The following is a 26,724-nucleotide window of genomic DNA, read 5'->3' as shown; positions in this document are numbered from 1 at the left end:
CCATTAGCATCAATTTTCATTGATTGCGTAATCAATCCATACCAACAAATAAGGATCAAAATGATCTGTTCAAAAAAATTAGTTTTTCAGAGCAATCTCCATCTTTATTTCTTTATTTTTTAATTTAAAACCAATAAATGTAAAACCTACAATTACAAAAGTAATTTTAAATATCAATATTAAAAAAAGAACATTCATAAATAAGTATACTTTAACAAATTATCACATTTTTTAACCAATTTGTAAAAAACACACAATTAAACATCTCAATCATCATAAAAAATGTATTTATTAACCATAGGCAGGATTGTTGGTTCCAATCTTATTTTTACATTTGTAATTGTACTTTTTACATTTATTATTTAAAAAATAATCTTATAATTATTAAAAAATGACAAAACTAAAAGGCATAACATGGAATCATACAAGAGGTTTGTTACCCATGGTTGCAACTGCTCAACGTTTTACAGAGCTAAATCCGGGAATAGAAATTAGCTGGGAGAAAAGAAGCTTACAGGAATTTGCCGATGCTTCAATAGAAGATTTAGCTAAAAGATTTGACTTATTGGTTATCGACCATCCCTGGACAGGCTTTGGAGCACATACTAATGCCATTCTCCCTTTATCAGATTATTTATCACCGGAATATATAAAAAACCAGGAAATAAATACTGTGGGGCGTTCTTACGGAAGTTATGTTTTTAGTAATAAATTATGGGCATTGCCAATAGATGCAGCGACTCCGGTTGCAGCAGCACGGTTGGATATTTTAGAAAAGCAAGGTCTGAAGGTTCCTCAGACTTATGATGATTTATTGGCTTTGGCTAAAAAAGGATTAGTTGCTTTTGCAGGAATTCCGGTTGATGTATTAATGAGTTTTTATATGTACTGCTGTAGTTTGGGTGAAGCTCCTTTTCAATCAGAAGAAAAGGTGATTTCTGTGGAGACAGGAAAAAAAGCGTTGCAAATGTTTAGGGAATTGGCTCAATTAATAGATCCTGCAAATTTTAACAGAAACCCAATTCAGGTTTACGAAGCAATGGTCAATTCAGATGAAATTGCCTACTGCCCTTTCGCTTATGGTTATTCGAATTATTCGAGAATTGGCTATAGCAAAAATTTACTACATTTTTATGATTTGGTTCGTTTGAATAATCAACCAATGATTAGTTCACTTGGCGGAACAGGATTAGCTGTTTCTTCATTCAGCCAACATATTCCCGAAGCTATAAAATATGCTGAATTTACAGGATCATCACAAGTACAGCAAAACATTTTTGCAGATAATGGCGGACAGCCGGGTCATTTACAAGCCTGGAAAAGTGACCGAATTAATGGAATAACCCATGATTATTTCAAAAATACATTACCAACTTTAGAAAGAGCTTTTTTAAGACCAAGATATTCCGGACATATGTATTTTCAGGATCACGCAGGCGATGTCGTTCGTGATTATTTGATGAATGGAGGAAATGAAGAACAAATTTTAGAAGTAATGAACGCACTTTATGCAAAGTCTTTAAACTTAAAAACGGCATGAAACCATTAGAAGGATTAGTCGTTTTAGAATTTTGCCAGTTTTTGGCAGGACCTTCTGCCGGATTAAAATTGGCCGATTTAGGAGCAAGGGTTATCAAAATTGAACGTCCTGTAAAAGGCGAAGCCTGTAGACAACTGAGTATTAAAGATCTTTTTGTGGATGACAGCAGCTTGCTTTTTCATACCATCAACAGAAATAAAGAATCTTTTGCAGCCGATTTAAAAAATCCCGAAGATTTAATTTTAGTAAAAAAACTGATTGTCAAAGCTGATATTATGACCCATAATTTCAGACCGGGTGTGATGGACAAAATCGGGTTGACTTTTGCAGATGCATTAACTATTAATCCCAAAATAATTTACGGAGCTATTACAGGTTACGGAGATAAAGGCCCTTGGGCCAATAAACCGGGTCAGGATTTATTGTTACAATCCCTTTCCGGACTAAGCTGGTTAAGCGGCCGAAAAAGTCAGGGACCAGTTCCGTTTGGTTTGGCTGTAGCCGATTTAATGTGCGGAAATCATTTCGTTCAGGGAATTTTGGCTGCTTTACTCAAAAGAGCAAAAACCGGAAAAGGTGTTTTGGTAGAAGTAAGTTTACTGGAATCTATTTTAGATGTTCAGTTTGAAGCGATTACTTCTTACCTGAATGACGGAGGGAATCAGCCTGAACGTGGAGACGTAAAAGGAAGTGCTCACGCATTTTTGAGCGCTCCGTATGGCGTCTATCAAACTCAGGATGGCTACATTTCATTGGCAATGGGAGATTTGCTTTTTATTGGATATGTGCTAGAATTGGATTTAAAAAAATATACTGACAAACATTTATGGTTTTCTCAAAGAGATGAAATCAGGAATATATTGAGCGAAAAACTCTTAAGCCAAAAAAGTGATTATTGGTTGGATTTGCTTCAAAAAGAAGGCATTTGGTGTGGGAAAGTACTGAATTATGAACAATTAAATAATCAGCCTTTCGTGAAGGAATTGCAGTTGAAACAAACCGTAAAAAATTCAGCTGGCGAAACATTGGTTACCACCAGAAGCCCAATTCAATTAGACGGAGGGATTTTGACAAGTCCAAAAGCTGCTCCAAAAGTGGGTGAGGATAATTTAAAAATACACGAACAATTTTTATAGATGAAACCATTAGAAGATTATTTAATAGTAGATTTTAGCCAGTTCCTTTCAGGTCCATCGGCAAGTTTACGATTGGCGGATTTGGGTGCTCGTGTGATAAAAATTGAGAAACCTGGAACTGGAGATATTTGCAGAACCTTATATACTTCTGATTTGATTATGAACGGAGAATCTTCTGTTTTTCATACGATCAACAGAAACAAAGAATCTTTTGCTATTGATTTCAAGCAGCCGGAAGAACTCGAAAAATTAAAGAAATTATTAGCTAAAGCTGATGTTGTCATGCACAATTTCAGACCCGGCGTAATGGAACGTGTGGGTTTAAGTTATGAGGATGTCAAAGAAATTAATCCTAATATCGTTTATGCCGAAATTTCAGGCTACGGCACTAAATCCGAATTGAAAGATTTACCGGGACAGGATTTATTACTGCAATCGTTGACAGCCCTGACTTGGCTGAGCGGGAATCAGGAAGACGGGCCTGTTCCAATGGGACTATCGATTGTCGATATGCTGGCAGGAGCACATTTGGCTCAAGGAATTCTCGCAGCTTTATATAGAAAAGCAACTCATAATATCGGTGCAAAAGTTCAGGTGAGCATGCTGGAATCGGCTTTTGATTTTCAGTTTGAAACGATTACGACATTTTTTAACGATGGAGGTGAATTACCTGTTCGAACAAAATCTAACAATGCACACGCTTATTTGGGCGCGCCTTATGGAATTTACAAAACCAACAATGGTTATTTGGCTTTGGCGATGGGATCGATTCCGGTTTTGGCTTCACTGTTACAATGTGAAGCATTATTACAATTTCCAGAGAATAAATTTGGTTTAAGAGATGAAATCAAAAATATTCTGGCCGAACATTTACAAACTCAGGATACGCAATTTTGGCTGGATATTTTAGAACCCGCTGATATTTGGTGTGCCAAAGTATTAAATTACAAACAGCTTTTTGCCGAAGAAGGATTTCAGGTTTTAAATTTCGTACAGCGAGTTGAAATGCTGGATAGTTATACCTACAAAACAACCCGATGTCCGATTAAGATCGACGGAGAATATTTTACATCAACTAAAGGTTCTCCAAAATTAGGTCAGGACAACGTGAGAATTATTAAGGAATTTATAGATTAACGATGGAAAAATTGAGAATCGCTGTCAGAAAATTTGATCCTTTCGAAAGTACGCTGCAAAAGCTGTGGGATTTGTTTTGTCTAAAAAACAATATTCAGGTTGAAGCTGAAATGATTCCGTTGGAATTACACGATTTGTATGAAGAAACCATTATAAAAAAAGGATTAATAAATGGAAATTGGGACATCGCACACATTAATACCGATTGGATTTTTGATGCTGCGAATGAAAAAGCGGTTCTGGATTTAAATCCATTGATTGCTGAAAATCCACCTCAAAATTATCCTGAAGGCTGGCATCAATCTTTACTGCATTTACAACAAATCAATAATGGGACTTACGGACTCCCTTTTCATGATGGCCCGGAATGTTTGATTTATAGAAAAGATTTATTTGAAGATTCAGTCGAAAAAGAGAACTTCAAAAAGCAGTTTGGTTATGAATTGAATCCTCCAAAAACATGGGAACAGTTCACCCAGATAGCCGAATTTTTCAACAGACCCGAAGAAAATCTTTACGGTTGTGTTTTTGCCAATTATCCTGACGGACATAATATGGTTTTTGATTTCTGCCTGCAATTATGGACCAGAGGAGGCTCCTTATTGAATACTCAAAATCAAATCAGCATCAATCATACTGCAGCGATTGAAGCTTTGGATTTTTACAGAACAATCGTCAATAATAAAAATGCTGTACATCCAAAGTCAAAAGATTTTGGTTCTGTTGAGGCAGGAATGGCTTTCGCCGAAGGTCAGGCTGCAATGGCCATCAATTGGTTTGGATTTGCTTCCATGTGTGAAGTTATTGATGAATCAAAAGTAAAAGGCAAAGTCGATATTACTGAACTTCCATCAGATGAAAATCATAAAACGGCTTCTTTGAATGTGTATTGGCTGTACACGATTGGTACAGGAAGCAAGCATCAAAAACTGGCTTACGACTTTCTACGATTTGCGACTACTCCCGAAAGCGATAAATTACTGACCAATGAAGGCGGAATTGGTTGTCGAAAATCAACCTGGAACAATCTCGAAATCAATAAAACCATTCCGTTTTACCACAAACTGGAAATGCTTCATGAAAATGCTTTGACTTTACCTCAAACTCCAGTCTGGCCAAAAGTAGCGGAGTTGATTGACCAAATGGTTTTGAAAGCGATTGAAAGCGATATATTTTCAAAAAAATTATTAGAAGAAACACAGAATATTATTCTGCAAATTATATAGTCATGAATATTCCATACAAACCCTTATTGCCCGAAACCCAACAACCGATTATCATAATTGGTGCAAGCGGCATTGTAAAAGATGCCCATTTACCTGCTTATGAAATGGCTGGTTTTACTGTTTTTGGCATTACAAACAGGACGATTTCGAAAGCACATGATTTAGCGAAGCAATTTAAAATAGAACATGTGTTTGAAAACGTTGCCGAAGCGGTAAAAAATGCTCCATCAAATACTGTTTATGACATTACAGTTCTTCCCGACCAATACATCGAAATTTTGGAACAATTACCAAGTGGTTCGGCAGTTCTTATTCAAAAACCGATGGGTAATGATTTGGCGCAGGCTCGCGAAATTGTTGCCGTTTGTGAAAGAAAAAAATTAGTCGCTGCCATTAATTTCCAATTGCGTTTTGCTTCTTTTGTTAGTGCAGCACGCTATATCATTAATCAGGGAATTATTGGTGATTTGTATGATTTGGAATTTAAGGTGACTGTAAATACCCCTTGGGAATTGTTTCCGTTAATCAAAGAACATCCAAGGTTGGAAATCCTTTTTCACAGCGTGCATTATATTGATTGCATTCGTTCTTTTTTGGGAAATCCAAAAGGGGTTTATGCCAAAACAACTAATCATCCTTTGAAAAAATTATCATCCTGCCGTTCTTCCATTATTTTGGATTATGGCGATTCGATGCGGGTAGTTATCAATACCAATCACGATCATCATTTTGGTCCGAAACACGAAGAAAGTTACATTAAATGGGAAGGAACAAAAGGAGCCATTAAAGCCAAAATGGGATTATTGATGAATTATCCTGACGGTATGCCTGATGAATTTGAAGTGGCAATTGAAAAAGACGGAAAATATGACTGGGAAAAAATTGAATTGGAAGGTTCCTGGTTTCCGGAAGCTTTCATTGGCACCATGTCCAACCTGATGCGTTTCAAGGAAGGTTCAGACGACAAATTATTAGCAAGCGTTCAGGATGTTCTGGACACTATGAAAGTAGTTGAAGCTTGTTACATCAGTAATGAAAAAGGAGCAATTCCACTAAATGAATTTTAACAACAATTGCCTGCGTTAACGATTGAAGCGGCATCCTTTTTTGGCTTTTTTCAGCCAAAAAAGATACAGCGGAAAGCGTGTTAAAACGCTCAAAAAAATTATATAAATGTAGTGATTAGTAAAAAGTTATTAGTAATTAGCATCTGAGCTAGTCACTAAGGACTAATTACTAAGGACTAAAAAAACTAAAATATGTATTTCAAATCCACATTTTTCGAAGACTATCAACTTAATGATAAAAGAGTTACATTAGGCAGAACAATTACCGAAACCGATTTTGTAGTTCATGCGGGACATACCGGAGATTTTTTTCCGCATCATATGGATGAGGAATGGTGTAAAACACAGCCTTTCGGACAGCGAATTGCTCACGGAACAATGATTTTTAGCATTGGTATCGGTTTGACTGCATCCGAAATAAATCCGGAAGCTTTTTCTAAAGGATACGACCGAATGCGGTTCGTAAAACCCGTTCATATTGGTGATACGATTCATTCTGAAATTACGATTTCGGAAAAAGGAGAAGCCAAGAAACCGGAAATGGGAACTGTCACCGAACACGTAGAAATTATCAATCAAAGAGGTGAAGTGGTGCTTGTGTGTGATCATTTATTATTAGTAAAAAAGAAATAACCTTAAAACCCAAAATACTGCTATGCAAATAACCAACCAAACTGACCAACACGAAGTACCAACAGAACAAGGAACAGGAAATAAATATCTTTTGCCTTTTATTTTAATTACCAGCTTATTTTTCCTGTGGGGAATGGCACACAATCTGGATTCTATTTTAATTCCTCACCTGAAAAAAGCTTGTGAATTAAACAATCGTCAATCGACATTGATTGATACCTCAGTATTTTTTGCTTATTTTATTATGGCAATTCCAGCGGGGATGCTAATTAAAAGATTTGGATATAAAAACAGTATTATTATCGGATTATTGGTTTTTGCTACAGGTGCCTTTCTTTTTGTACCTGCTGCAAATACAAGAACTTATGAATTATTTCTTTTTGCCTTATTTGTAATTGGTTGTGGATTAACGATATTGGAAACGAGTGCAAATCCATATGCTGCCATTTTAGGTCCGGCAGAATCTTCTTCAAAAAGATTGAATTTAGCAGCTTCTTTTAATGGATTAGCCGCAATGGTAGCACCAATTGTTGGTTCACTATTTATCTTATCCGGAAAAACCAATACACCGGAACAAATGGCAGCTATGCCAGCTGTAAGAAAAGCAGCCTACTTATTAGAAGAGGCTTCGGCTGTAAAAGTACCGTATATCATTTTGGGAAGTGTATTGGTTTTAGTAGCTATTTTGTTTTATTTTATGCATCTTCCTTCAATGAAACCACAACATACAGAAGCAGAAGTTAAACCTGGCTTTTTCTCTGTTTTGAAATTCTCTCATTTGAGTTGGGCAGTTGCTGCGCAATTTTTTTATGTGGGAGCTCAAGTTTGCATTACCAGTTTCTTTATCAGAATAGCACAACAAGGAGCCGGATTAGATGAAAAAACAGCTGGGTATTACCTCGGAATTTATGGTTTCCTGTTTATGGCAGGTCGTTTTATTGGAACCTTTTTTTTAAAATTTGTCAAAGATTATGTTTTACTTTCTATCTATTGTGTAATCAGCGTTTTTCTTTGTTTAATCGCAATCTATGGATCTGGAATTTATGTTATTTATGCACTTGGCGGAATAGGATTCTTCATGTCTATTATGTTTCCAACTATTTTCTCTTTAGGATTAGTAGGTTTAAAATCAAATACAGAAACAGGTTCTTCCTGGTTAGTGATGTCCATTGTTGGTGGTGCTATTTTGCCTTATGCTATGGGAACATTAATCGATATGAAGCACGATGATATTCAGGCAGGGTACATTATTCCTTTAGTATGTTTCGTGATTATTCTTTATTTCGGTATATTCGGACATAAAGTAAAAAGCATTACTTCTTCTTAATTAATCTTCTTTTTTTATAAATTTCCAAGATGTTATGTATTATAACTAAACACATCTTGGAAATTTTATTTTAAACTCCTTTTAATTCAAAACTTACAATGAAAAAAACTTTTCTCACCATTTATCTTTGTTTACTTGTTTTTAACGGCTCGTTATACGCTCAAAAAGATAAGGTTAAGTACGACATTATTGTAGCCACAGACGGGAGCGGAACTTTCACAAAAGTGCAGGAAGCATTTGATGCTGTTCCCGAAAATAGTTCAAAACCAACTGTAATTTTTGTAAAACCAGGTATTTATAAAGAAAAACTAAAATTAACCAAAAACAAAAAAGTAACCTTAATAGGAGAATCTTATAAAACTACTGTTCTTACTTTTGATGATTATGCTGAAATTGCAGGCGGAACCAGTAAATCTTTTAGCACATTGATTCAGGCCGATGATTTTACTGCTGAAAATATTACTTTCGAAAACACCATTGACAGTCAATTACCTCAATATAAAAAAGGGGGACAAGCTGTAGCCTTGATGGTTAACGGAGACAGAGCCATCTTTCATCTCTGTAAAATAACGGGCTTTCAGGATACTTTCTATCTTAAAAGCAATACCAGAACTTATATAAAAGATTGTATTATTGAAGGAACTACCGATTTTATTTTTGGCTCAGGAATTGCTTTATTTGAAAATTGCTTTATCAACAGCATAAAAGGTTCTCATATTACTGCCAGCAATCAAGATGTTGGCAAAAACAAATATGGCTTCGTATTTAAAGATTGTGTGTTTTTAAATTATAATGGCAATAATTCAGTTACGACAACATTAGGAAGACCTTGGGGTGCCGGTGCCAATGTCGTTGTTTTAAATTCTTATGAAGGCTCACAGATCATAGCTGATGGTTGGGCTATTTGGTCAAAAGATCCTGAACACAAAGCTTTTAAAAATTGGGAAACAACTTATTATGCAGAATACAATTGTTTCGGTCCGGGTTATAACCCAAAAAATCGTCTATCCTGGACACATCAACTGAGTAAAAAAGAAGCTTCAGAATACACAAAAGAAAAAATATTTGCTGCCAATACCACAACCGCTGCAAATCTGGAGGGAGATTGGAATCCTGAAATAGAAAATGATAAATGCCGTGAAATTTTGCCTTCAAAGAATGCTAAAAATGCCGATGGTCTTTTTCAAAAAGGCTTCAATTAATACAAAGAGCGCTCGTTTAAATAATGAGCGCTCTTTTTTTAAGAAATCAAAAACATTTTAATAATTAAATTAAACCATTTCCTCGGGTTTAACCCATACATCAAAATCTTCAGGTGTTACATACCCTAAACGAACAGCTTCGTCTTTTAGAGTTGTTCCGTTTTTGTGGGCGGTTTGAGCAATTTCGGCAGCTTTATAATAGCCAATTTTTGTATTTAAAGCAGTAACTAACATCAATGAATTATCTACTAATTCTTTGATGCGTTTGTGGTTTGGCTCAATTCCCTGCGCACAATGTTCATCAAATGAAATACAGGCATCGCCTAATAAATGAGCTGACTGAAGGAAGTTAGCAGCCATAACGGGTTTAAAAACATTTAGTTCGTAATGTCCCTGCATTCCTCCTATCGAAATTGCCACATCGTTTCCGATAACCTGAGCACAAACCATTGTCAAAGCTTCACATTGTGTTGGATTTACTTTTCCGGGCATAATAGAAGATCCCGGCTCATTTTCCGGAATATGAATTTCGCCAATTCCTGAACGAGGTCCGGAAGCCAACATTCTGATATCATTTGCAATTTTATTTAAAGAAACGGCCAATTGTTTTAATGCTCCGTGCGTTTCTACAATAGCATCATGAGCTGCCAAAGCTTCAAATTTATTCTCAGCGGTTACAAAAGGATGATTTGTAAATTTTGCAATATATTCGGCAACCTTCTTGTCATACCCTTTTGGAGTATTAAGTCCTGTACCTACTGCAGTTCCTCCCAGTGCAATTTCAGACAAATGGGCAAGTGTGTTTTTTAATGCTTTTAATCCGTAAGTTAATTGGGCAGCATAGCCGGAAATTTCTTGTCCTAATGTAAGTGGCGTTGCATCCATAAGGTGTGTACGGCCAATTTTCACGACATCTTTGTATGCTATGGCTTTTGCATGGAGTGTATCTCTTAATTTTTCGATACCCGGAATGGTGGTTTCTACAACCATTTTATAAGCTGCAATATGCATTCCGGTTGGAAAAGTATCATTTGATGATTGCGATTTATTGACATCATCATTTGCTTTTATGAATTGTTCACCTTCGCCAATTTCAAAGCCTTTAATAACTTGTGCGCGGTTGGCAATTACTTCGTTTACATTCATATTGCTTTGCGTCCCCGAACCTGTCTGCCAGATTACCAACGGAAACTGATCATCTAATTTTCCTTCCAGGATTTCATCGCAAACTGCTGCAATTGCATCTCTTTTTTCGATTGGTAAAACACCTAAATCGTGATTAGCATAAGCAGCAGCTTTCTTTAAGTAAGCAAAACCTTCTATAATTTCTTTTGGCATTGATGCCGATGGACCAATTTTGAAATTATTTCTTGAACGTTCTGTTTGTGCGCCCCAATATTTATCAGCCGGGACCTGAACTTCTCCCATGGTATCTTTTTCTATTCTGTATTTCATTTGTATATATAATTTGTTTGTAAAATGTAATCTCAAAAATGTAATGGTAAATTGAACGTGGATAATTCAGATTTACTTCGTAAAAACGCTGATTAAGCGGATTTTTTTATTTTGAATTTAAAATTTATTTTGAAAATAAATGCCTAGCCCCGATAGAAGTGGAAATCCTTTTATTTTTTTCTTTAAAAAATAAAAGATTGCATCGAATAGCGGGAAATAGCTCCTAAAAAATATGCATCTTATTTACTTTGAGAGGGTTCAATAAAAATGAATTATGTTAGACAAAAAATCATTATTTAAAACGAGTTTAAATATACGGATTATTGTGATTTTATAAAAATTGATTTCGTTTTTATTGCTAAGGAAAAATATAAAACATACATTTGTCATTACATTCAAAAATTCCGGAAAACATGTTTGAATTTTCACAGTACTTAGGTTTTTTACTTTTCTTGACCATACTAACTATAGGGTTTTGGTTGATGTTTTTCTTGGTTGGTTTCGTATCTTATTGGGTTACGGGTGCTAGCTGGGAAATGATCAAAGAGAAAAGAGCAAAGAAAAAGCAAGAACAATCAGTTTAATTTTAAATTGATTTCATAAAAAAAGGACCCGTTTTTACGAGTCCTTTTTTTTATACTGTCTAGTGATTATCCCGGGAATTCACCGCCACCATCATTTCCTTCATTTTTAGGGGCGGTATTCTTTTCTCTTTCGTTTTTAGCTTTATTAAAACGATACGTAAATGATAAATTGAACTGACGTTTACGGAATTGCATTTCGCCGTAAGATGTCTGGCTATCAAGGTTGGTATACGATCTCATGATTCTTGAGTTGAAAATATCGCTTATATTAAAAGCTATCGTTCCTTTGTCTTTTAAAACATCTTTGCTAAAAGCAGTATTCATACCAAACTGACCCAGATTTTTACCCTGTGCCGTTTTTTGTTCACCATTATAAGTACCGTTCAATTGCCAATCTATTTTGTATGGCAGAGTAACTTTTGAACTGATTCTGGCAAACCAGGAATTGGCCTGATTGTCAAGATCCTGAACTACAGGTTCACCTGTTGTAAAATCAGTATAACGGTTTTCTCCGGTTGTTTTTACATTGTAAAAATTGAAATTACTATTTAATCTCCACCATTTAAACGGTGAGTAATTCAGGGTAAACTCAAAACCAAATTTTTGTTCTTTTCCTAAATTAATCGGTCGGCTCAAAATAACCGGAACTCCATTTACTTCTTCACCTGTCGGAGATCTTACAAAACTGAAAACATCTTTGGTATCTTCAAAATATGCCGAAGTATTAAAAGTTACTTTATCCCAGCGTTTGATGTATCCAATATCGTATTTATCAGTCAAAGAAGGATTTAAATCCGGATTTCCCTGAAAGATATTTATATTACTGGAGTAATTTGTTGACGGGTTCATAAACCGTCCTCTTGGTCTTGTTAACCGTTTACTGTAACTTAAAGTGAAATTACTTTGGTCTGAAATTTCATAACTCAGAAAAGCGCTTGGAAATAAGTTATTGTATTTTTTAGTATTGAAATTATTATTATCAAGTAAATTAACCTGAATATTAGTGTCTTCCCAACGTAAACCAAATAAGTATGAAAATTTATTTACTTTGAAACCATATTGTGTATAAAATGCGTTTATGTTTTCTTTATATTCTAAAGTATTTGATAAATTTTCATCTTTTACTCCGGCACCATCAGCAACATAATATTCATTGTTCAAATTTCCAAAACTTCCTTTATATCCTGCTTCAAACTGACTTCCTTTACCTAATGGAAGAACATAATCAGTCTGTAGCTGAACTTGCCTCTGAACCTGATTGTTTAATGTATTGTTGGAATTAGGTGATGATGCTGTAATAATGCTATTGCTATCATCATTATCTTCTGAAATCGATAAATCTGCGGTAAGTTTATGACCTTTATTATTAAAGTTTTTGATTAAATTTGAAGTAAATTCAACGTCTTCACTTCCCGTATCTCCATTATTTAATCGGAAAGAAGATCCGGTAAAAGCATGCGCTGCATCATAGTTATTGTAATTGATTAAATCTCTGGTACTGCCTGAACTCTTTTGATAATTAATAGCATTAGTCCAGAAAGTCGTTGGGGTTATCGTCCATTCTACGCCTGCTCTTCCATTAAATCCATCTGAAGTTCTTTTTGTATCACGGTCTTCATCTAAAAAATTTTTAGTTGTTTCGTCTTCATTGAAGTATTCAGAATTTGTTTTACCCCTACCTTCATTTGTTCTGTAGTTGTACCCGGCAGTAGTAAAGTAATTTAGTTTTTCAGTTTTATAATTTAAATTTGCACTTAAACCATACGTTTCAGGAAGTCCTGTTGAAGCAATAAAAGTCCCGTTAAAACCTTGATTTTTACCTTTTTTCAAAATAATATTAATCAGCCCGGAACCACCTTCTGCATCATAACGGGCAGATGGATTGGTAATAACTTCTACTTTATCAATCGCATCCGCAGGAAGCTGGCGTAAAGCTTCAGCAATGTTAATTGCATTTGAAGGCCTGCCATCAATTAAAATTCGGATATTATCACTTCCTCTTAAGCTTACATTACCTTCTGTATCAACAGAAACAGATGGTACATTATCCAGGACATCACTTACAGTTCCTCCTTTTACCATCATATCCTGACCAACATTATAAACTTTTTTATCCAGTTTTATTTCTACTGTTGATTTTTCGGCACGAACCACAACTTCATTTAATTGTTCTGCATCTTCAGATAAATTGATAGCTCCTAAATTTGTGTCTCCTGAAATGACTTTTCCTTTTATTTCACTTATTTTAAAAGAGATAAATTCAACTTTTATATCATAAGTTCCCGGAGCAACAAGCACTTCAAATTCACCTTTTGGATTAGTGCTCGCGCTGCCAATAGGTTTGGTTTCATTTGGAACCATAACTGTAATAATAGCGTACTCAAGAGGCTGTTTTGTTACCTTTTCGAAAACTTTCCCGGTAACTTTTACTTTATTTTGGCTTGTAGGTCGTTCCTGTGCATAATTGCATAATCCTGAAAACAGAAATACAATTAATACAGCAAATTTTAATTTTTTCATTATTTTTTTGGTTTCTTTCCCTTTTTAGACCACAAATGTAGCTTTTGGTTTAATAACAGAAATCACAAAAAAATGTTAACTAAATTCTTTATAATCAATCTAAAAAAGAAGCCACTTTATCCAGATCCCGGCCAATGATAGCCTTCCCGTCTTTTATTACAATTGGTCGCTCAATTAGGATAGGATTATCAATCATTGCCTGAATGATTTGAGCATCATTCATGTTTTTGTCTTTATAATTTTCGATCCAGACTTTCTCTTTAGTTCTCACTAATTCAACAGGCTGTAAATTTAATTTTTCAAGCAGGTCTTTCAATTCATCAAATGTTGGTGTATCCGTAAGATAAGTGATTATCTCATAGTCCTGATTAGAGTCATCCAAAAAAGCCAGACAATTTCTTGATTTCCCGCAACGCGCATTATGGTAAACTTTTATCATTTTATTTTTTTAAACAGCTATTAATAATTGAACTAAAAAAAAGTATTTTAGCAATACCAAAAATAAGATTTACTTATTAAATTGAATTCTAATTTTAAATTTTTAATACATGTTTTTAGAACAAGGAATTAAACCCGAAAATAAATTTTGGAAATATCTTTTAGGATCAGTTTTTATTATCACAGCTTCATTCATTGGTCAGCTTCCTTTCTCTGTTGCAATGATTTATAAAAGTTTTGTTGATAAAACTGTTATCCCAACAGATAACGATTCGGCTTTAAAAATATTTGAGCCAAATCTTACCTTGTTTTTAGTAATGATTTCTTTCGCCTTTGCTTTTGCGGGTATTTATTTTGTGATCACTTATATACACAAACAAACACTTCTGTCGATTACTACAGCCAGAAAAAAAATAGATTGGAACCGGATTCTGTTTTCATTCTTTTTATGGTCTTTATTTTCAATCATAAGTTTTTTTATTATTTATTTTCAGTCACCCGAAAAATTTGTGTGGAATTTTAAGCTAATTCCATTTCTAATATTATTTCTAATAGGGATAGTGTTAATCCCCATTCAGACAAGCACAGAAGAATATGTTTTTAGAGGATACTTAATGCAGGGCTTTGCGAATTTAGCACGGAATAAATGGTTTCCTCTGATGATGACTTCGTTGTTATTTGGTTCGATGCATGTCTGGAATCCTGAAGTAGAAAAAATGGGTTATATCATCATGGTCTATTATATAGGAACAGGATTATTTTTGGGAATCATCACCCTGATGGATGATGGGATGGAATTAGCACTGGGATTTCATGCAGCAAATAATATTATTGGCGCTTTGCTTGTCACTTCAGATTGGTCAGCTTTTCAAACGCATTCAATTTTTAAAGATTTATCAGAACCTTCTGCGGGCTTTGATGTTATTTTACCTGTTCTTATAATTTATCCTATTTTACTTTTTATTTTTAGCAAGAAGTACAATTGGACGAATTGGAAGGAAAGATTAACTGGTAATATAATAGTTGTAGAAGCTTTAAATTCATCTGATTATGATTAAATTGACACATAAGAATGTTCACAATTATTTTAAAATAAATGGTTATCATTTAAATAGTGATGATTTGTGCCGTGTGGCGTACAGCTATATTAAAGAGGGCGGCGCTAATGAACAGGCAATTGGCGAATTTCTTTTGGATTGGTTCGACAATAAAGACCATATCGAAATGACGACTTCCGGAACTACCGGGCTACCTAAAGTCGTTCGATTGCAAAAACAGGCTATGATTCATTCTGCATTAGCTACAGGAGACTTTTTCAGCTTAAAACCCGGTGATAAAGCGTTACTCTGCCTGCCTGTGAAATTTATAGCCGGAAAAATGATGTTAGTTCGAAGTTTCATTTTAGGTCTGGATTTAGATATTGTCGAACCAAGTACAGAACCATTAGCATCAAACACAGTCCAATATGATTTTGTAGCTATGGTACCTCTGCAGGTTCAAAATTCTATCAAAGATTTAAAAAATGTCAAAAAATTAATTATTGGCGGAGCCAAAATCGATTCTTCACTTGAGGAAAAACTCTTGACATTCCAAACTGAAATTTATGAAACGTATGGAATGACCGAAACTATTACACACATTGCAGCTAAAAAAGTTGGAGAAAACTTTTTCTCCGTTTTGCCAAATGTAAAAATTAACACAGATAATAGAGGTTGCCTTATAATTACAGTTCCAACAATTTCAAAAGAACAAATTATCACCAATGATTTGGTAAAGATAATAACAGAAAATCAATTTACATTTTTAGGAAGAATTGACAATGTCATCAATAGCGGCGGTGTAAAATTAATCCCAGAACAAATTGAAACTAAGCTAATTGGAAAAATAAACAGCCGTTTTTTTGTTACAGGAATTCCGGATTCTATTTTAGGAGAAAAATTAATTTTAGTTATTGAAGGAGAAAAAAGAAATTTTCCAACTGGTTTTTTTGATGTTTTAGACAAATACGAAAAACCAAAAGAAATTGTTTTTGTTCCGAAATTTAAGGAAAATGAAAACGGAAAATTATTAAGAAAACCTAGTATAGGATTGTAACCTAAATAATATCACGTTAAAAAACAGTAATACGATTTTTTAGATAAAATCTTTTTATATTAATTTTATTTTGTAAAGGTATTTAATTTAAAGGATTATATAAATAAGTGTAGAGTATTATAAATCACTAATTGTATTTGTTACCCCAAAAGCATTTCAAAACAAAAAACCCCATCCGATTTGGACAGGGTTTTTTAAAAGAAAGGCGACGACATACTCTCCCACATAACTGCAGTACCATCTGCGCAGGCGGGCTTAACTACTCTGTTCGGGATGGGAAGAGGTGAGCCCCGCCGCAATAACCACCTTAAGGTCGTTGTTACTTGAGGTAACTTTTTAATTGACAATTGACAATTGATAATTAAAACAATATCTTAACATACTGAGATAAAGAAAGTTTTTATATTTTAGAAAGTTTCTTCCCCCCGGTTTGCACCGGGGAGAAAAGGGTGTACATAAGCTTACGGATTATTAGTACTACTCGACTATGACATTACTGCCTTTACATCTATAGCCTATCAACGTGGTCATCTTCCACGATCCTTAAAAGAAATCTCATCTTGTGGTGGGTTTCGCGCTTATATGCTTTCAGCGCTTATCCCTTCCAAACGTAGCTACTCTGCGATGCTCCTGGCGGAACAACAGATACACCAGAGGTTTGTCCAATTCGGTCCTCTCGTACTAGAATCAGATCCACTCAAATTTCTAACGCCCACAGTAGATAGAGACCGAACTGTCTCACGACGTTCTGAACCCAGCTCGCGTGCCACTTTAATGGGCGAACAGCCCAACCCTTGGGACCTTCTCCAGCCCCAGGATGTGACGAGCCGACATCGAGGTGCCAAACCCCCCCGTCGATATGAGCTCTTGGGGGAGATCAGCCTGTTATCCCCGGCGTACCTTTTATCCTTTGAGCGATGGCCCTTCCATGCGGAACCACCGGATCACTATGCTCTACTTTCGTACCTGATCGACCTGTATGTCTCTCAGTCAAGCTCCCTTATGCCATTGCACTCTACGCACGGTTACCAAGCGTACTGAGGGAACCTTTAGAAGCCTCCGTTACTCTTTTGGAGGCGACCACCCCAGTCAAACTACCCACCAAGCAATGTCCCCCGCAAAACGGGGTTAGGCCTCAGATAAACAAAGGGTTGTATTTCAACAATGACTCCACAACGCCTGGCGACGCCGCTTCAAAGTCTCCAACCTATCCTACACATCATTTATCCAAGGTCAATACTAAGCTATAGTAAAGGTGCACAGGGTCTTTTCGTCCCACTGCGGGTAAACGGCATCTTCACCGTTACTACAATTTCACCGAGCTCATGGCTGAGACAGTGTCCAGATCGTTACACCATTCGTGCAGGTCGGAACTTACCCGACAAGGAATTTCGCTACCTTAGGACCGTTATAGTTACGGCCGCCGTTTACTGGGGCTTCAATTCAATGCTTCTCCGAAGATAACATCTCCTCTTAACCTTCCAGCACCGGGCAGGTGTCAGGCCCTATACTTCATCTTACGATTTTGCAGAGCCCTGTGTTTTTGATAAACAGTCGCCTGGACCTCTTCACTGCGGCCAGCATTGCTGCTGGCGACCCTTCTCCCGAAGTTACGGGTCTATTTTGCCTAATTCCTTAGCCATGAATCTCTCGAGCACCTTAGGATTCTCTCCTCAACTACCTGTGTCGGTTTACGGTACTGGTACTAATTACCTGAAGTTTAGAGGTTTTTCTTGGAAGCCCTTAGGCGCACTATCTCTTTGTCCGAAGACTCCGAGTACTATCGTATTTCCCCAAGCCGCGTGGATTTGCCTGCGCAGCTTATAGGTAGGTACTTCAACGAACTATTCCGTCAGTTCGCGGCGCTTTCATCACTCCGTCACCCCATCACAGTAATTAGTAGTACGGGAATATTAACCCGTTGGCCATCGACTGTCCCTTTCGGGTTCGCCTTAGGACCAGACTAACCCACAGCTGATTAGCATAGCTGTGGAAACCTTAGTTTTTCGGTGTGCGGGTTTCTCGCCCGCATTATCGTTACTTATGCCTACATTTTCTTTTCCAGCCGGTCCAGCATACCTTACGATACACCTTCAACCCTGCTGGAATGCTCCCCTACCACTTACAGTAAACTGTAAATCCATAGCTTCGGTAATACGCTTATGCCCGATTATTATCCATGCTCGTCCGCTCGACTAGTGAGCTGTTACGCACTCTTTAAATGAATGGCTGCTTCCAAGCCAACATCCTAGCTGTCTGGGCAGACAAACCTCGTTCTTTCAACTTAGCGTATATTTGGGGACCTTAGCTGATGGTCTGGGTTCTTTCCCTCTCGGACTTGGACCTTAGCACCCAAGCCCTCACTGCTGAGAAACATTATATAGCATTCGGAGTTTGTCAGGAATTGGTAGGCGGTGAAGCCCCCGCATCCAATCAGTAGCTCTACCTCTATATAACTTAAATTCAGCGCTGCACCTAAATGCATTTCGGGGAGTACGAGCTATTTCCGAGTTTGATTGGCCTTTCACCCCTACCCACAGGTCATCCGAAGACTTTTCAACGTCAACCGGTTCGGACCTCCACTGTGTGTTACCACAGCTTCATCCTGCCCATGGGTAGATCACACGGTTTCGCGTCTAACACTACTGACTAAAGCGCCCTATTCAGACTCGCTTTCGCTACGGATCCGTGGCTTAACCACTTAACCTTGCCAGCAACGTTAACTCGTAGGCTCATTATGCAAAAGGCACGCCGTCACCCCACGAAAGGGCTCCGACCGCTTGTAAGCGTATGGTTTCAGGATCTATTTCACTCCGTTATTCACGGTTCTTTTCACCTTTCCCTCACGGTACTGGTTCACTATCGGTCTCTCAGGAGTATTTAGCCTTAGCGGATGGTCCCGCCAAATTCAGACAGGGTTTCACGTGCCCCGCCCTACTCAGGATACCACTATCCATTACACTCGTTACCCATACGGGGCTATCACCCTCTATGGCTCAGCTTTCCAGCTAATTCCGGTTCCTTGTGCATAAAATCTCGTGGTCCTACAACCCCAGCCATGCCGTAACATCACTGGTTTGGGCTAATCCGCGTTCGCTCGCCACTACTTACGGAATCACTTTTGTTTTCTTCTCCTCCGCCTACTTAGATGTTTCAGTTCAGCGGGTTTGCCCACTCTATCGGTGTACTATGTCTTCAACATAGTGGGTTGCCCCATTCGGGTATCTGCGGATCAATCAATGTGTGCTTGTCCCCGCAGCTTTTCGCAGCTTATCACGCCCTTCATCGCCTCTGAGAGCCAAGGCATCCCCCATACGCCCTTATTTTGCTTATTGTACCAATCTTAAAATTAATTAAGACCGTTTTTTTTGTCTCTTGCTATAAATAGCAAAAAACGCTTTCTACTTTTTATTATTTTCTTATCTCAATATGTCAATGAACTTTACAGCTTTAGGCTTTAAGCAATACGCTTTAAGCTTTTAGCTTATGGCCTACAGCTTATAGCTTACGGCCTTTGTGGAGAATAACGGAGTCGAACCGTTGACCTCCTGCGTGCAAGGCAGGCGCTCTAGCCAGCTGAGCTAATCCCCCAATTTTCTTATGAGTTATTAGTTATGAGTTATGAATTTTCAGCTCATAAGGTCTCAACCCTAGAATTTCCTTTTTTTTAAGCTTACAGTCTTTTTTAACTTATAACTCATAACTTATGACTCATAACGCTAAAATAGTAGTCCCGGGCAGACTCGAACTGCCGACCCCTACATTATCAGTGTAGTACTCTAACCAGCTGAGCTACGAGACTCTGTTTTACTTAAAATTTATTATTTGAACTAACAGCAAGAGTAAAATATTCTCAAAATCAAAACCTTTAAAGCTTCTTCTTTTTTCCCCATCGTGTGCAAGCACTAACAATTGGGGCTCTAGAAAGGAGGTGTTCCAGCCGCACCTTCCGGTACGGCTACCTTGTTACGACTTAGCCCTAGTTACCAGTTTTACCCTAGGCAGCTCCTTGCGGTCACCGACTTCAGGCACCCCCAGCTTCCTATGGCTTGACGGGCGGTGTGTACAAGGCCCGGGAACGTATTCACCGGATCATGGCTGATATCCGATTACTAGCGATTCCAGCTTCACGGAGTCGAGTTGCAGACTCCGATCCGAACTGTGACCGGTTTTGTAGATTCGCTCCTGGTCGCCCAGTGGCTGCTCTCTGTACCGGCCATTGTAGCACGTGTGTAGCCCAAGGCGTAAGGGCCGTGATGATTTGACGTCATCCCCACCTTCCTCACAGTTTGCACTGGCAGTCTTGTTAGAGTTCCCGACTTGACTCGCTGGCAACTAACAACAGGGGTTGCGCTCGTTATAGGACTTAACCTGACACCTCACGGCACGAGCTGACGACAACCATGCAGCACCTTGTAAATTGTCTTGCGAAAGTTCTGTTTCCAAAACGGTCAATCTACATTTAAGCCTTGGTAAGGTTCCTCGCGTATCATCGAATTAAACCACATGCTCCACCGCTTGTGCGGGCCCCCGTCAATTCCTTTGAGTTTCATTCTTGCGAACGTACTCCCCAGGTGGGATACTTATCACTTTCGCTTAGCCACTGAGATTGCTCCCAACAGCTAGTATCCATCGTTTACGGCGTGGACTACCAGGGTATCTAATCCTGTTCGCTACCCACGCTTTCGTCCATCAGCGTCAATCCATTAGTAGTAACCTGCCTTCGCAATTGGTATTCCATGTAATCTCTAAGCATTTCACCGCTACACTACATATTCTAGTTACTTCCTAATAATTCAAGTCTGGCAGTATCAATGGCCGTTCCACCGTTGAGCGATGGGCTTTCACCACTGACTTACCAAACCGCCTACGGACCCTTTAAACCCAATGATTCCGGATAACGCTTGGATCCTCCGTATTACCGCGGCTGCTGGCACGGAGTTAGCCGATCCTTATTCTTACGATACCGTCAAGCTCCCTCACGAGGGAGTGTTTCTTCTCGTATAAAAGCAGTTTACAATCCATAGGACCGTCATCCTGCACGCGGCATGGCTGGATCAGGCTTGCGCCCATTGTCCAATATTCCTCACTGCTGCCTCCCGTAGGAGTCTGGTCCGTGTCTCAGTACCAGTGTGGGGGATCTCCCTCTCAGGACCCCTACCCATCGTAGCCTTGGTAAGCCGTTACCTTACCAACTAGCTAATGGGACGCATGCTCATCTTTCACCGTTGTGACTTTAATTATAAAATGATGCCATTTCATAATACCATGAGGTATTAATCCAAATTTCTCTGGGCTATCCCTCTGTGAAAGGTAGATTGCATACGCGTTACGCACCCGTGCGCCGGTCTCTCTGCCCGAAGACAAATACCCCTCGACTTGCATGTGTTAAGCCTGCCGCTAGCGTTCATCCTGAGCCAGGATCAAACTCTTCATCGTATATTGTTGATTTGATTTGCATCAAATCGTATTGTTATTCGAATCAGTCTCTATCGGTTCTTTTCAATCTCTCGATTATCTTACTCTTTATTCTTGTGTTTTGAAATCTCTCTCAAAACGGCTGTCAATTCAATATGTCTACGAACGTGTATTTCTTTTTTGTTTCGCTTGTCTCTCAAAGCGGGTGCAAAACTACAACTTCTTTTTTAATTAGCAAGAACTTTTTAAAGTTTTTTTGAAACTTTTTTTTCGTCTCATTTCTTTATAACTCTTACCAATCTATCAAGGAACTTCCGATGTTTTGCGGGGTGCAAAGGTAACATCCGTTTTCAAATCCCACAAGCTTTTTTTGAATTATTTTTTCAAAACTTTCGTCTCGATTAATTCATCTGCCTGCCAGTATTTAAAGGAACGTCTGTCGCTGTTGCGGGTGCAAAAGTAGCACCTTTATTTACATTTGCAAGACTTTTTATTATATATTTTCCACCTTTTTTCAATCTTTTTCTTAACTCGCTGATAACACAAAACTTACGCTTCCCTCTTTTTTGGCATTTATAGGAATTTTCATCAGCCAATTGTGTTTGTTGTAATTTCATTTAGTATTCATTGCCGCATTTTGTGGACTTCACATCACAGCAGGTTCTTTTGTGAGAACTTTTAAATATATCAGTCAAGCTGTTTTAGGGGTTTTTCATGGCCAGGAATGACTTTTGACCTTTATCTGAGCGCTTTTCCATCATACTCGAAGTTCTTCATATACATATAACAACAGCAATACCCTTTTGAAAACGGCTCCCCCAGCCCCGATAGAAACGGAAATCCTTTTGTACCGGGGTTCGGCACAAAAGATTGAAGCGCATAGCGGGAATAAGCTCCTGAAAATTCTAATAATGTTTTCTACTTATATTATGTATAAATTAAAAACGGACAAATTTAAAACTTAGTAATCGAAAGGAATTGTAATCTTTATAACATTTCAATGCCAGTTAATCGAAACGAATGGCTTTAACCGGAGATATCTTGGTTATTATATAAGAAGGAACCAACAATACAAGGAAACAAATTACAATGGTCAATAAATTTAATAAAACTATATAAACCCAATTTATATATACTGGTGCCTGATTGACGTAGTAGTTTTCAGGATTGAGCTGAATGATTCCAAAATGTTGTTGAATTAAGAGCAGTGATATTCCGATTAAGTTACCCCAAAAGAGTCCTCTGATAATAAGATAAAATGCATTATAAAGAAACACCTTTCTAACCATCCAATTGTTTGCACCCAATGCTTTAAGTATTCCAATCATTTGTGTACGTTCTAAAATCAAAACCAATAGGGCAACTATCATATTAATAGTCGCAACTGAAATCATAACGATAAGAATAACAATAATATTAAAATCGAAGAGCTGAAGCCAATCGAAAATGTAACTGTATTTCTCCACTATAGTTTTAGTATCTAAACTTGACGATGTTTGTTCGTAGATTTGATTTCCGGTAGTTTTAATGTTATTAAAGTCTTCTACAAAAACTTCAAAAGCACCAACCTGATCTGGTGTCCATTTATTGATTCGTTGAATATGACGAATATCTCCTATTATATAAGTCGCATCGAAATCCTGAAAACCTGAGTTAAAAATCCCAGTTATTTTGAATCGGCGACTATTTGGCATTTTGCCTTGTTCTTCCTTAATAAAAAAAGTATTAAAATTATCTCCTATTTTCAAATCTAATCGGTCTGCAAGAAATCTGGAGATTATAACATCTTCATTTAAGGATTTAGAAAAATCGGGTAATTTTCCTTCTACTAAATACTCTTTTATGTTATTCCAATCATAATCTGCTCCTACACCTTTGAAAATAATTCCTTCAAAAGCATTCTCAGTTCTAATGATACCAGCTTTACTTGCGATTGCCTGAATATGACTTACTTCCGGAACTGATTTGAAATTAGGATAAAAATCTTGTTTTTTGGAAATCGGGACTAATGTAATTTCTGAATTATTGTTGTCATAGTTCGAGATAATTACCTGACCATTAAAAGCAGAGACTTTTTCACGTATTTTTTGTTGTAACCCAATTCCTGTTGCAACTGAAACCAACATCATAATAATACCAATAGCTATGGCCGAAATGGCAATTTTTATAATTGGGGCCGAAATACTGCTTTTAAAATCTTTGGCGGTAATAAGTCTTTTAGCAATAAAATATTCTAGATTCAATTTACAGTTGTCTTAAATTAGTAATAGATTTTCACCTGAGTCAAAAATACATTTAAAAAAGCAAAAATAAATTGTTCCGAAAACAATTATAATATATTTAAGACGGTAAAAAGTCATTTTTATAATGGAAGCCGTTTCTTCATCTCTTCGACAATATTATATGCTGCTGGGCAAATTGCAACATTTTTAAGTGTAAGATCTGAAATTTGATGGAATTTTTTACGGTCAGTATGAGGAAATTCCCTGCATGCCTTTGGGCGAACATCATAAATCATGCAATAATTTTCGTTATCAAGAAAAGTACAGGGAACGCTTTTTAACACATAATCCTTGTCTTCGTCAATTCGAAGATATTGATCAATGAATTGCTGTGGTTTTTGCCTGAAAGATTTTGAAATTCTTTCAATATCAGCCAAAGTAAATAAAGGCCCGGTCGTTTTACAACAATTGGCACATTGCAAACAATCCGTTTTTTTAAATTCGGCATCATGCAAATCCTGCATAACATAATCTAAATTCTTGGGTTGTTTCTTTTTCAGCTTATCAAAATACTTTTTGTTTTCGATATGCTTATCTTTGGCTAACTTATTTAAGTTATTTAAAATTTGTTTCAAGTCTACTATTTAAAGTTGATCTGCAAAATTAAACAACTTTGAACTTGAAACCTTAAACTTTGAACTAAAATACGATGAAAGATCTTTTTGGAAAAGCAATGTATGATTTTCAGACCAATAATTCACCTGAAAATATTATTACCGAAACTTCAATTTCTGAAGAAGACGAAATGAGTGTTGATTATTTATTTCGTTCTTATAATGAAATGCCTAAAATTGAGCAAAAAGCATTGCAATTGGCCAACGGGAAAATATTAGATGTAGGCTGCGGAGCCGGAAGTCATAGTTTATCATTACAAAATGATCGCAATTTAGAGGTTACTTCTATTGATATTTCTGAAAAGGCAATAGAAACCTGTAAACTTCGAGGTGTAAAAAATGCAAAAGTTCAAAATATACTAGATTTTGAAGGCGAAAAATTTGATACTATTATAGTATTGATGAACGGTGTCGGGATTTTTGGAAAATTAGAAAACTGCAATAAATATTTGTCCAAGCTAAAATCCCTTTTAAATGAAGGCGGACAAATTCTATTAGACAGTTCTGATATTATTTATATGTTTGATGAAGACGAAGACGGCGGAAAATGGATTCCGTCGAATAATGATTACTACGGAGAACTTGTTTTTAATGTTTCTTATAAAGGAGAAAAAGAAGAACCTTTTAATTGGTTATATTTAGATTATAACACACTTCAAAACGCAGCTGTTGCTAATGGATTAAAGTGTGAACTTATTTTAGAAGGTGAACATTATGATTATTTAGCGAAACTTTCGATTTAACCTATAATTTTAAATTTATGAATGAATCAGATTTAGAAAAATTAAAATATCCAATTGGGAAATTCATAGCTCCAACTGCATATTCTGCAGCATATATTGCAAGTAAAATTGAAGAAATTGCATTATTCCCTGAAAAATTAAAGGACGAAACAATTCATTTATCAGATGAGCAGCTTGACACCTCTTATCGTCCAGATGGCTGGACTGTCAGACAAGTAATTCATCATTGTGCAGAAAGTCATATGAACTGTTTTATCAGAATAAAATGGGCTTTAACAGAAAACAATCCTATAATCAAAGCTTATGATGAAGTCTTATGGTCTGAATTACCTGATAATTTAAAAATGCCAATACAACCTACTTTAACTTTATTAGAGGGTTTGCATTTTAGATTGGCATTCATAATGAAAAATTTGTCAGAAAGTGAACTTGAAAAAAATTTTATTCATCCGGAAAATAATTTTGAATACAAAATAAAACAACTTATAGCCACTTATGCCTGGCACGGAAGCCATCATTTAGCCCAAATTATAACTCTAAAAAAATATAAAAACTGGAAATAAACAGAAATTGTATCTTTTTTACTCATTGTGTATAGTTACATAAACAAAAACCGCCTCAATTGAGGCGGTTTTTGTTTATGATATTAAGGAATATTCAAATATTTATGTGTCTGTAGTGAGACACGCCATTTTGGATTGTTCATTACATAATCTACAATTAATGGTGTCATTTCTTCTTTTTTACTCCATTCCGGCTGAAGAAATAAAATTGCATTATTATTCACCATTTCAGCTTGTTCTTCTGCAAAAATAAAATCATGTTTGTTATGAATAATTACTTTTAACTCATCTGCATTATCATAAACAGTTTGAGTTGGCAATTTATTTTTTTTTGGTGAAAGACAAATCCAGTCCCATGTACCAGACAATGGATAAGCACCAGAAGTTTCAATATGAACTTTTAAATTTTTATTTTTCAATTCCTGCGTTAGAAAAGTCATATCCCAAGTTAATGGTTCTCCACCGGTTATGACAACAGTATCAGCATAAGTTGACGCATTTTTTACAATCAAATCGACACTAGTTGGCGGATGTAATTCAGCATTCCAGCTTTCCTTCACGTCACACCAGTGACATCCAACGTCGCAACCACCAATTCTTATGAAGTATGCCGCAGTACCTGTATGATAACCTTCTCCCTGAATAGTATAAAATTCTTCCATTAAGGGTAACATGGAACCTTTATTAACTTCTAATTGTATTTCTTTTGATAACATTATTTTATTTTAAAGTGCAAAGATAGTCA

19 protein-coding genes, 2 tRNA genes and 3 rRNA genes are annotated in these 26,724 nt (G+C 36.6%); 12 read left to right on the top strand and 12 right to left on the bottom strand.

Annotation, left to right across the window (positions count from 1 at the left end; translation table 11 throughout):
* Positions 1-391 precede the first annotated feature (391 nt).
* From ACEN92_RS16985 to ACEN92_RS16950, 8 genes are all read left to right on the top strand, one after another.
* Positions 392-1,540, top strand: coding sequence for an ABC transporter substrate-binding protein (locus ACEN92_RS16985; protein ID WP_495639520.1), 1,149 nt, complete (start codon positions 392-394; stop codon positions 1,538-1,540).
* Positions 1,537-2,676, top strand: a complete 1,140-nt coding sequence (locus tag ACEN92_RS16980) for a CaiB/BaiF CoA transferase family protein (protein WP_495639519.1) — start codon at positions 1,537-1,539, stop codon at positions 2,674-2,676. The genes ACEN92_RS16985 and ACEN92_RS16980 overlap by 4 nt, the downstream gene beginning before the upstream one ends.
* Positions 2,677-3,813: a CaiB/BaiF CoA transferase family protein gene (locus ACEN92_RS16975; RefSeq protein ID WP_495639518.1), complete on the top strand. Its 1,137-nt coding sequence runs from the start codon at positions 2,677-2,679 to the stop codon at positions 3,811-3,813.
* 2 nt (positions 3,814-3,815) lie between these two features.
* Entirely contained in the window at positions 3,816-5,039 is a 1,224-nt protein-coding gene (locus ACEN92_RS16970; RefSeq protein ID WP_495639517.1) for an extracellular solute-binding protein, read from the top strand.
* Between the two features lie 2 nt (positions 5,040-5,041).
* A complete protein-coding gene (locus ACEN92_RS16965) occupies positions 5,042-6,106 on the top strand; it encodes a Gfo/Idh/MocA family oxidoreductase (protein WP_495639516.1) in 1,065 nt (354 codons plus the stop codon).
* Positions 6,107-6,298: 192 nt separating this feature from the next.
* Positions 6,299-6,739 carry a MaoC/PaaZ C-terminal domain-containing protein gene (locus ACEN92_RS16960; RefSeq protein WP_495639515.1) on the top strand — a complete coding sequence of 147 codons (441 nt, stop codon included), beginning with the start codon at positions 6,299-6,301 and terminating at the stop codon, positions 6,737-6,739.
* Positions 6,740-6,761: 22 nt separating this feature from the next.
* Positions 6,762-8,066, top strand: coding sequence for an L-fucose:H+ symporter permease (fucP, locus tag ACEN92_RS16955; protein WP_495639514.1), 1,305 nt, complete (start codon positions 6,762-6,764; stop codon positions 8,064-8,066).
* Between the two features lie 98 nt (positions 8,067-8,164).
* Positions 8,165-9,268 (top strand): pectinesterase family protein, encoded by a 1,104-nt coding sequence (locus ACEN92_RS16950; RefSeq protein ID WP_495639513.1) that lies wholly within the window; start codon positions 8,165-8,167, stop codon positions 9,266-9,268.
* A 69-nt stretch (positions 9,269-9,337) separates the two neighbouring features.
* Here ACEN92_RS16950 and fumC read toward each other — a convergent pair whose 3' ends face one another.
* The 3 genes from fumC to arsC form a co-directional block, all read right to left on the bottom strand.
* Entirely contained in the window at positions 9,338-10,723 is a 1,386-nt protein-coding gene (fumC, locus tag ACEN92_RS16945; RefSeq protein WP_495639512.1) for a class II fumarate hydratase, read from the bottom strand.
* Positions 10,724-11,373: 650 nt separating this feature from the next.
* On the bottom strand, positions 11,374-13,827 hold the full coding sequence (locus ACEN92_RS16940; RefSeq protein WP_495639511.1) for a TonB-dependent receptor: 2,454 nt from the start codon (positions 13,825-13,827) through the stop codon (positions 11,374-11,376).
* 94 nt (positions 13,828-13,921) lie between these two features.
* The gene (gene arsC / locus ACEN92_RS16935) at positions 13,922-14,266 is read right to left on the bottom strand and encodes an arsenate reductase (glutaredoxin) (RefSeq protein WP_495639510.1); all 345 of its coding nucleotides are present in this window, start codon (positions 14,264-14,266) and stop codon (positions 13,922-13,924) included.
* A 109-nt stretch (positions 14,267-14,375) separates the two neighbouring features.
* Between arsC and ACEN92_RS16930 the strand changes: the two genes are divergently transcribed.
* Both ACEN92_RS16930 and ACEN92_RS16925 read left to right on the top strand, forming a co-directional pair.
* Positions 14,376-15,323 carry a CPBP family intramembrane glutamic endopeptidase gene (locus tag ACEN92_RS16930; RefSeq protein WP_495639509.1) on the top strand — a complete coding sequence of 316 codons (948 nt, stop codon included), beginning with the start codon at positions 14,376-14,378 and terminating at the stop codon, positions 15,321-15,323.
* Entirely contained in the window at positions 15,316-16,359 is a 1,044-nt protein-coding gene (locus ACEN92_RS16925) for an AMP-binding protein (RefSeq protein WP_495639508.1), read from the top strand. Before ACEN92_RS16930 ends, ACEN92_RS16925 begins: the two co-directional genes overlap by 8 nt.
* A gap of 200 nt (positions 16,360-16,559) precedes the next feature.
* Here ACEN92_RS16925 and rrf read toward each other — a convergent pair.
* The 8 genes from rrf to ACEN92_RS16885 form a co-directional block, all read right to left on the bottom strand.
* Positions 16,560-16,669, bottom strand: a 5S ribosomal RNA gene (gene rrf, locus ACEN92_RS16920).
* A 141-nt stretch (positions 16,670-16,810) separates the two neighbouring features.
* Positions 16,811-19,694: ribosomal RNA gene (locus ACEN92_RS16915) — 23S ribosomal RNA — on the bottom strand.
* A 182-nt stretch (positions 19,695-19,876) separates the two neighbouring features.
* Positions 19,877-19,950: transfer RNA gene (locus tag ACEN92_RS16910), tRNA-Ala, on the bottom strand.
* A 137-nt stretch (positions 19,951-20,087) separates the two neighbouring features.
* Positions 20,088-20,161, bottom strand: a tRNA-Ile gene (locus ACEN92_RS16905).
* Positions 20,162-20,283: 122 nt separating this feature from the next.
* Positions 20,284-21,798, bottom strand: a 16S ribosomal RNA gene (locus ACEN92_RS16900).
* The 16S, 23S and 5S rRNA genes sit together here with 2 tRNA genes alongside, the layout of an rRNA operon.
* Positions 21,799-22,178: 380 nt before the next feature.
* Positions 22,179-22,394, bottom strand: a complete 216-nt coding sequence (locus ACEN92_RS16895) for a hypothetical protein (RefSeq protein ID WP_495639507.1) — start codon at positions 22,392-22,394, stop codon at positions 22,179-22,181.
* 390 nt (positions 22,395-22,784) lie between these two features.
* Positions 22,785-24,020: an ABC transporter permease gene (locus ACEN92_RS16890; RefSeq protein ID WP_495639506.1), complete on the bottom strand. Its 1,236-nt coding sequence runs from the start codon at positions 24,018-24,020 to the stop codon at positions 22,785-22,787.
* A 119-nt stretch (positions 24,021-24,139) separates the two neighbouring features.
* Positions 24,140-24,634, bottom strand: coding sequence for a YkgJ family cysteine cluster protein (locus tag ACEN92_RS16885; RefSeq protein WP_495639505.1), 495 nt, complete (start codon positions 24,632-24,634; stop codon positions 24,140-24,142).
* A gap of 74 nt (positions 24,635-24,708) precedes the next feature.
* On the opposite strand from ACEN92_RS16885, the gene ACEN92_RS16880 reads away from it, so the two are divergent.
* Both ACEN92_RS16880 and ACEN92_RS16875 read left to right on the top strand, forming a co-directional pair.
* Positions 24,709-25,416, top strand: a complete 708-nt coding sequence (locus ACEN92_RS16880) for a class I SAM-dependent methyltransferase (RefSeq protein ID WP_495639504.1) — start codon at positions 24,709-24,711, stop codon at positions 25,414-25,416.
* Positions 25,417-25,433: 17 nt separating this feature from the next.
* Positions 25,434-25,979: a YfiT family bacillithiol transferase gene (locus ACEN92_RS16875; protein ID WP_495639503.1), complete on the top strand. Its 546-nt coding sequence runs from the start codon at positions 25,434-25,436 to the stop codon at positions 25,977-25,979.
* An 83-nt stretch (positions 25,980-26,062) separates the two neighbouring features.
* On the opposite strand, the gene ACEN92_RS16870 is transcribed toward ACEN92_RS16875, so the two are convergent.
* On the bottom strand, positions 26,063-26,695 hold the full coding sequence (locus tag ACEN92_RS16870) for a 7-carboxy-7-deazaguanine synthase QueE (protein WP_495639502.1): 633 nt from the start codon (positions 26,693-26,695) through the stop codon (positions 26,063-26,065).
* Positions 26,696-26,724 lie beyond the last annotated feature (29 nt).

Source organism: Flavobacterium sp. Flavsp81, assembly GCF_059491325.1.
The sequence above is the reverse complement of the archived record's forward strand: the minus strand, read 5'-3'. Positions and strand labels throughout refer to the sequence as shown.

Bases quoted from the DNA above. Each gene is read 5' to 3' on its own strand.
- ACEN92_RS16960 (WP_495639515.1), top strand. From the start codon at position 6,299: ATGTATTTCAAATCCACATTTTTCGAAGACTATCAACTTAATGATAAA.
- ACEN92_RS16985 (WP_495639520.1), top strand. From the start codon at position 392: ATGACAAAACTAAAAGGCATAACATGGAATCATACAAGAGGTTTGTTA.
- ACEN92_RS16940 (WP_495639511.1), bottom strand. From the start codon at position 13,827: ATGAAAAAATTAAAATTTGCTGTATTAATTGTATTTCTGTTTTCAGGA.
- ACEN92_RS16875 (WP_495639503.1), top strand. From the start codon at position 25,434: ATGAATGAATCAGATTTAGAAAAATTAAAATATCCAATTGGGAAATTC.
- ACEN92_RS16930 (WP_495639509.1), top strand. From the start codon at position 14,376: ATGTTTTTAGAACAAGGAATTAAACCCGAAAATAAATTTTGGAAATAT.
- arsC (WP_495639510.1), bottom strand. From the start codon at position 14,266: ATGATAAAAGTTTACCATAATGCGCGTTGCGGGAAATCAAGAAATTGT.
- ACEN92_RS16975 (WP_495639518.1), top strand. From the start codon at position 2,677: ATGAAACCATTAGAAGATTATTTAATAGTAGATTTTAGCCAGTTCCTT.
- fumC (WP_495639512.1), bottom strand. From the start codon at position 10,723: ATGAAATACAGAATAGAAAAAGATACCATGGGAGAAGTTCAGGTCCCG.
- fucP (WP_495639514.1), top strand. From the start codon at position 6,762: ATGCAAATAACCAACCAAACTGACCAACACGAAGTACCAACAGAACAA.
- ACEN92_RS16880 (WP_495639504.1), top strand. From the start codon at position 24,709: ATGAAAGATCTTTTTGGAAAAGCAATGTATGATTTTCAGACCAATAAT.
- ACEN92_RS16950 (WP_495639513.1), top strand. From the start codon at position 8,165: ATGAAAAAAACTTTTCTCACCATTTATCTTTGTTTACTTGTTTTTAAC.
- ACEN92_RS16895 (WP_495639507.1), bottom strand. From the start codon at position 22,394: ATGAAATTACAACAAACACAATTGGCTGATGAAAATTCCTATAAATGC.
- ACEN92_RS16925 (WP_495639508.1), top strand. From the start codon at position 15,316: ATGATTAAATTGACACATAAGAATGTTCACAATTATTTTAAAATAAAT.
- ACEN92_RS16980 (WP_495639519.1), top strand. From the start codon at position 1,537: ATGAAACCATTAGAAGGATTAGTCGTTTTAGAATTTTGCCAGTTTTTG.
- ACEN92_RS16970 (WP_495639517.1), top strand. From the start codon at position 3,816: ATGGAAAAATTGAGAATCGCTGTCAGAAAATTTGATCCTTTCGAAAGT.
- ACEN92_RS16965 (WP_495639516.1), top strand. From the start codon at position 5,042: ATGAATATTCCATACAAACCCTTATTGCCCGAAACCCAACAACCGATT.
- ACEN92_RS16870 (WP_495639502.1), bottom strand. From the start codon at position 26,695: ATGTTATCAAAAGAAATACAATTAGAAGTTAATAAAGGTTCCATGTTA.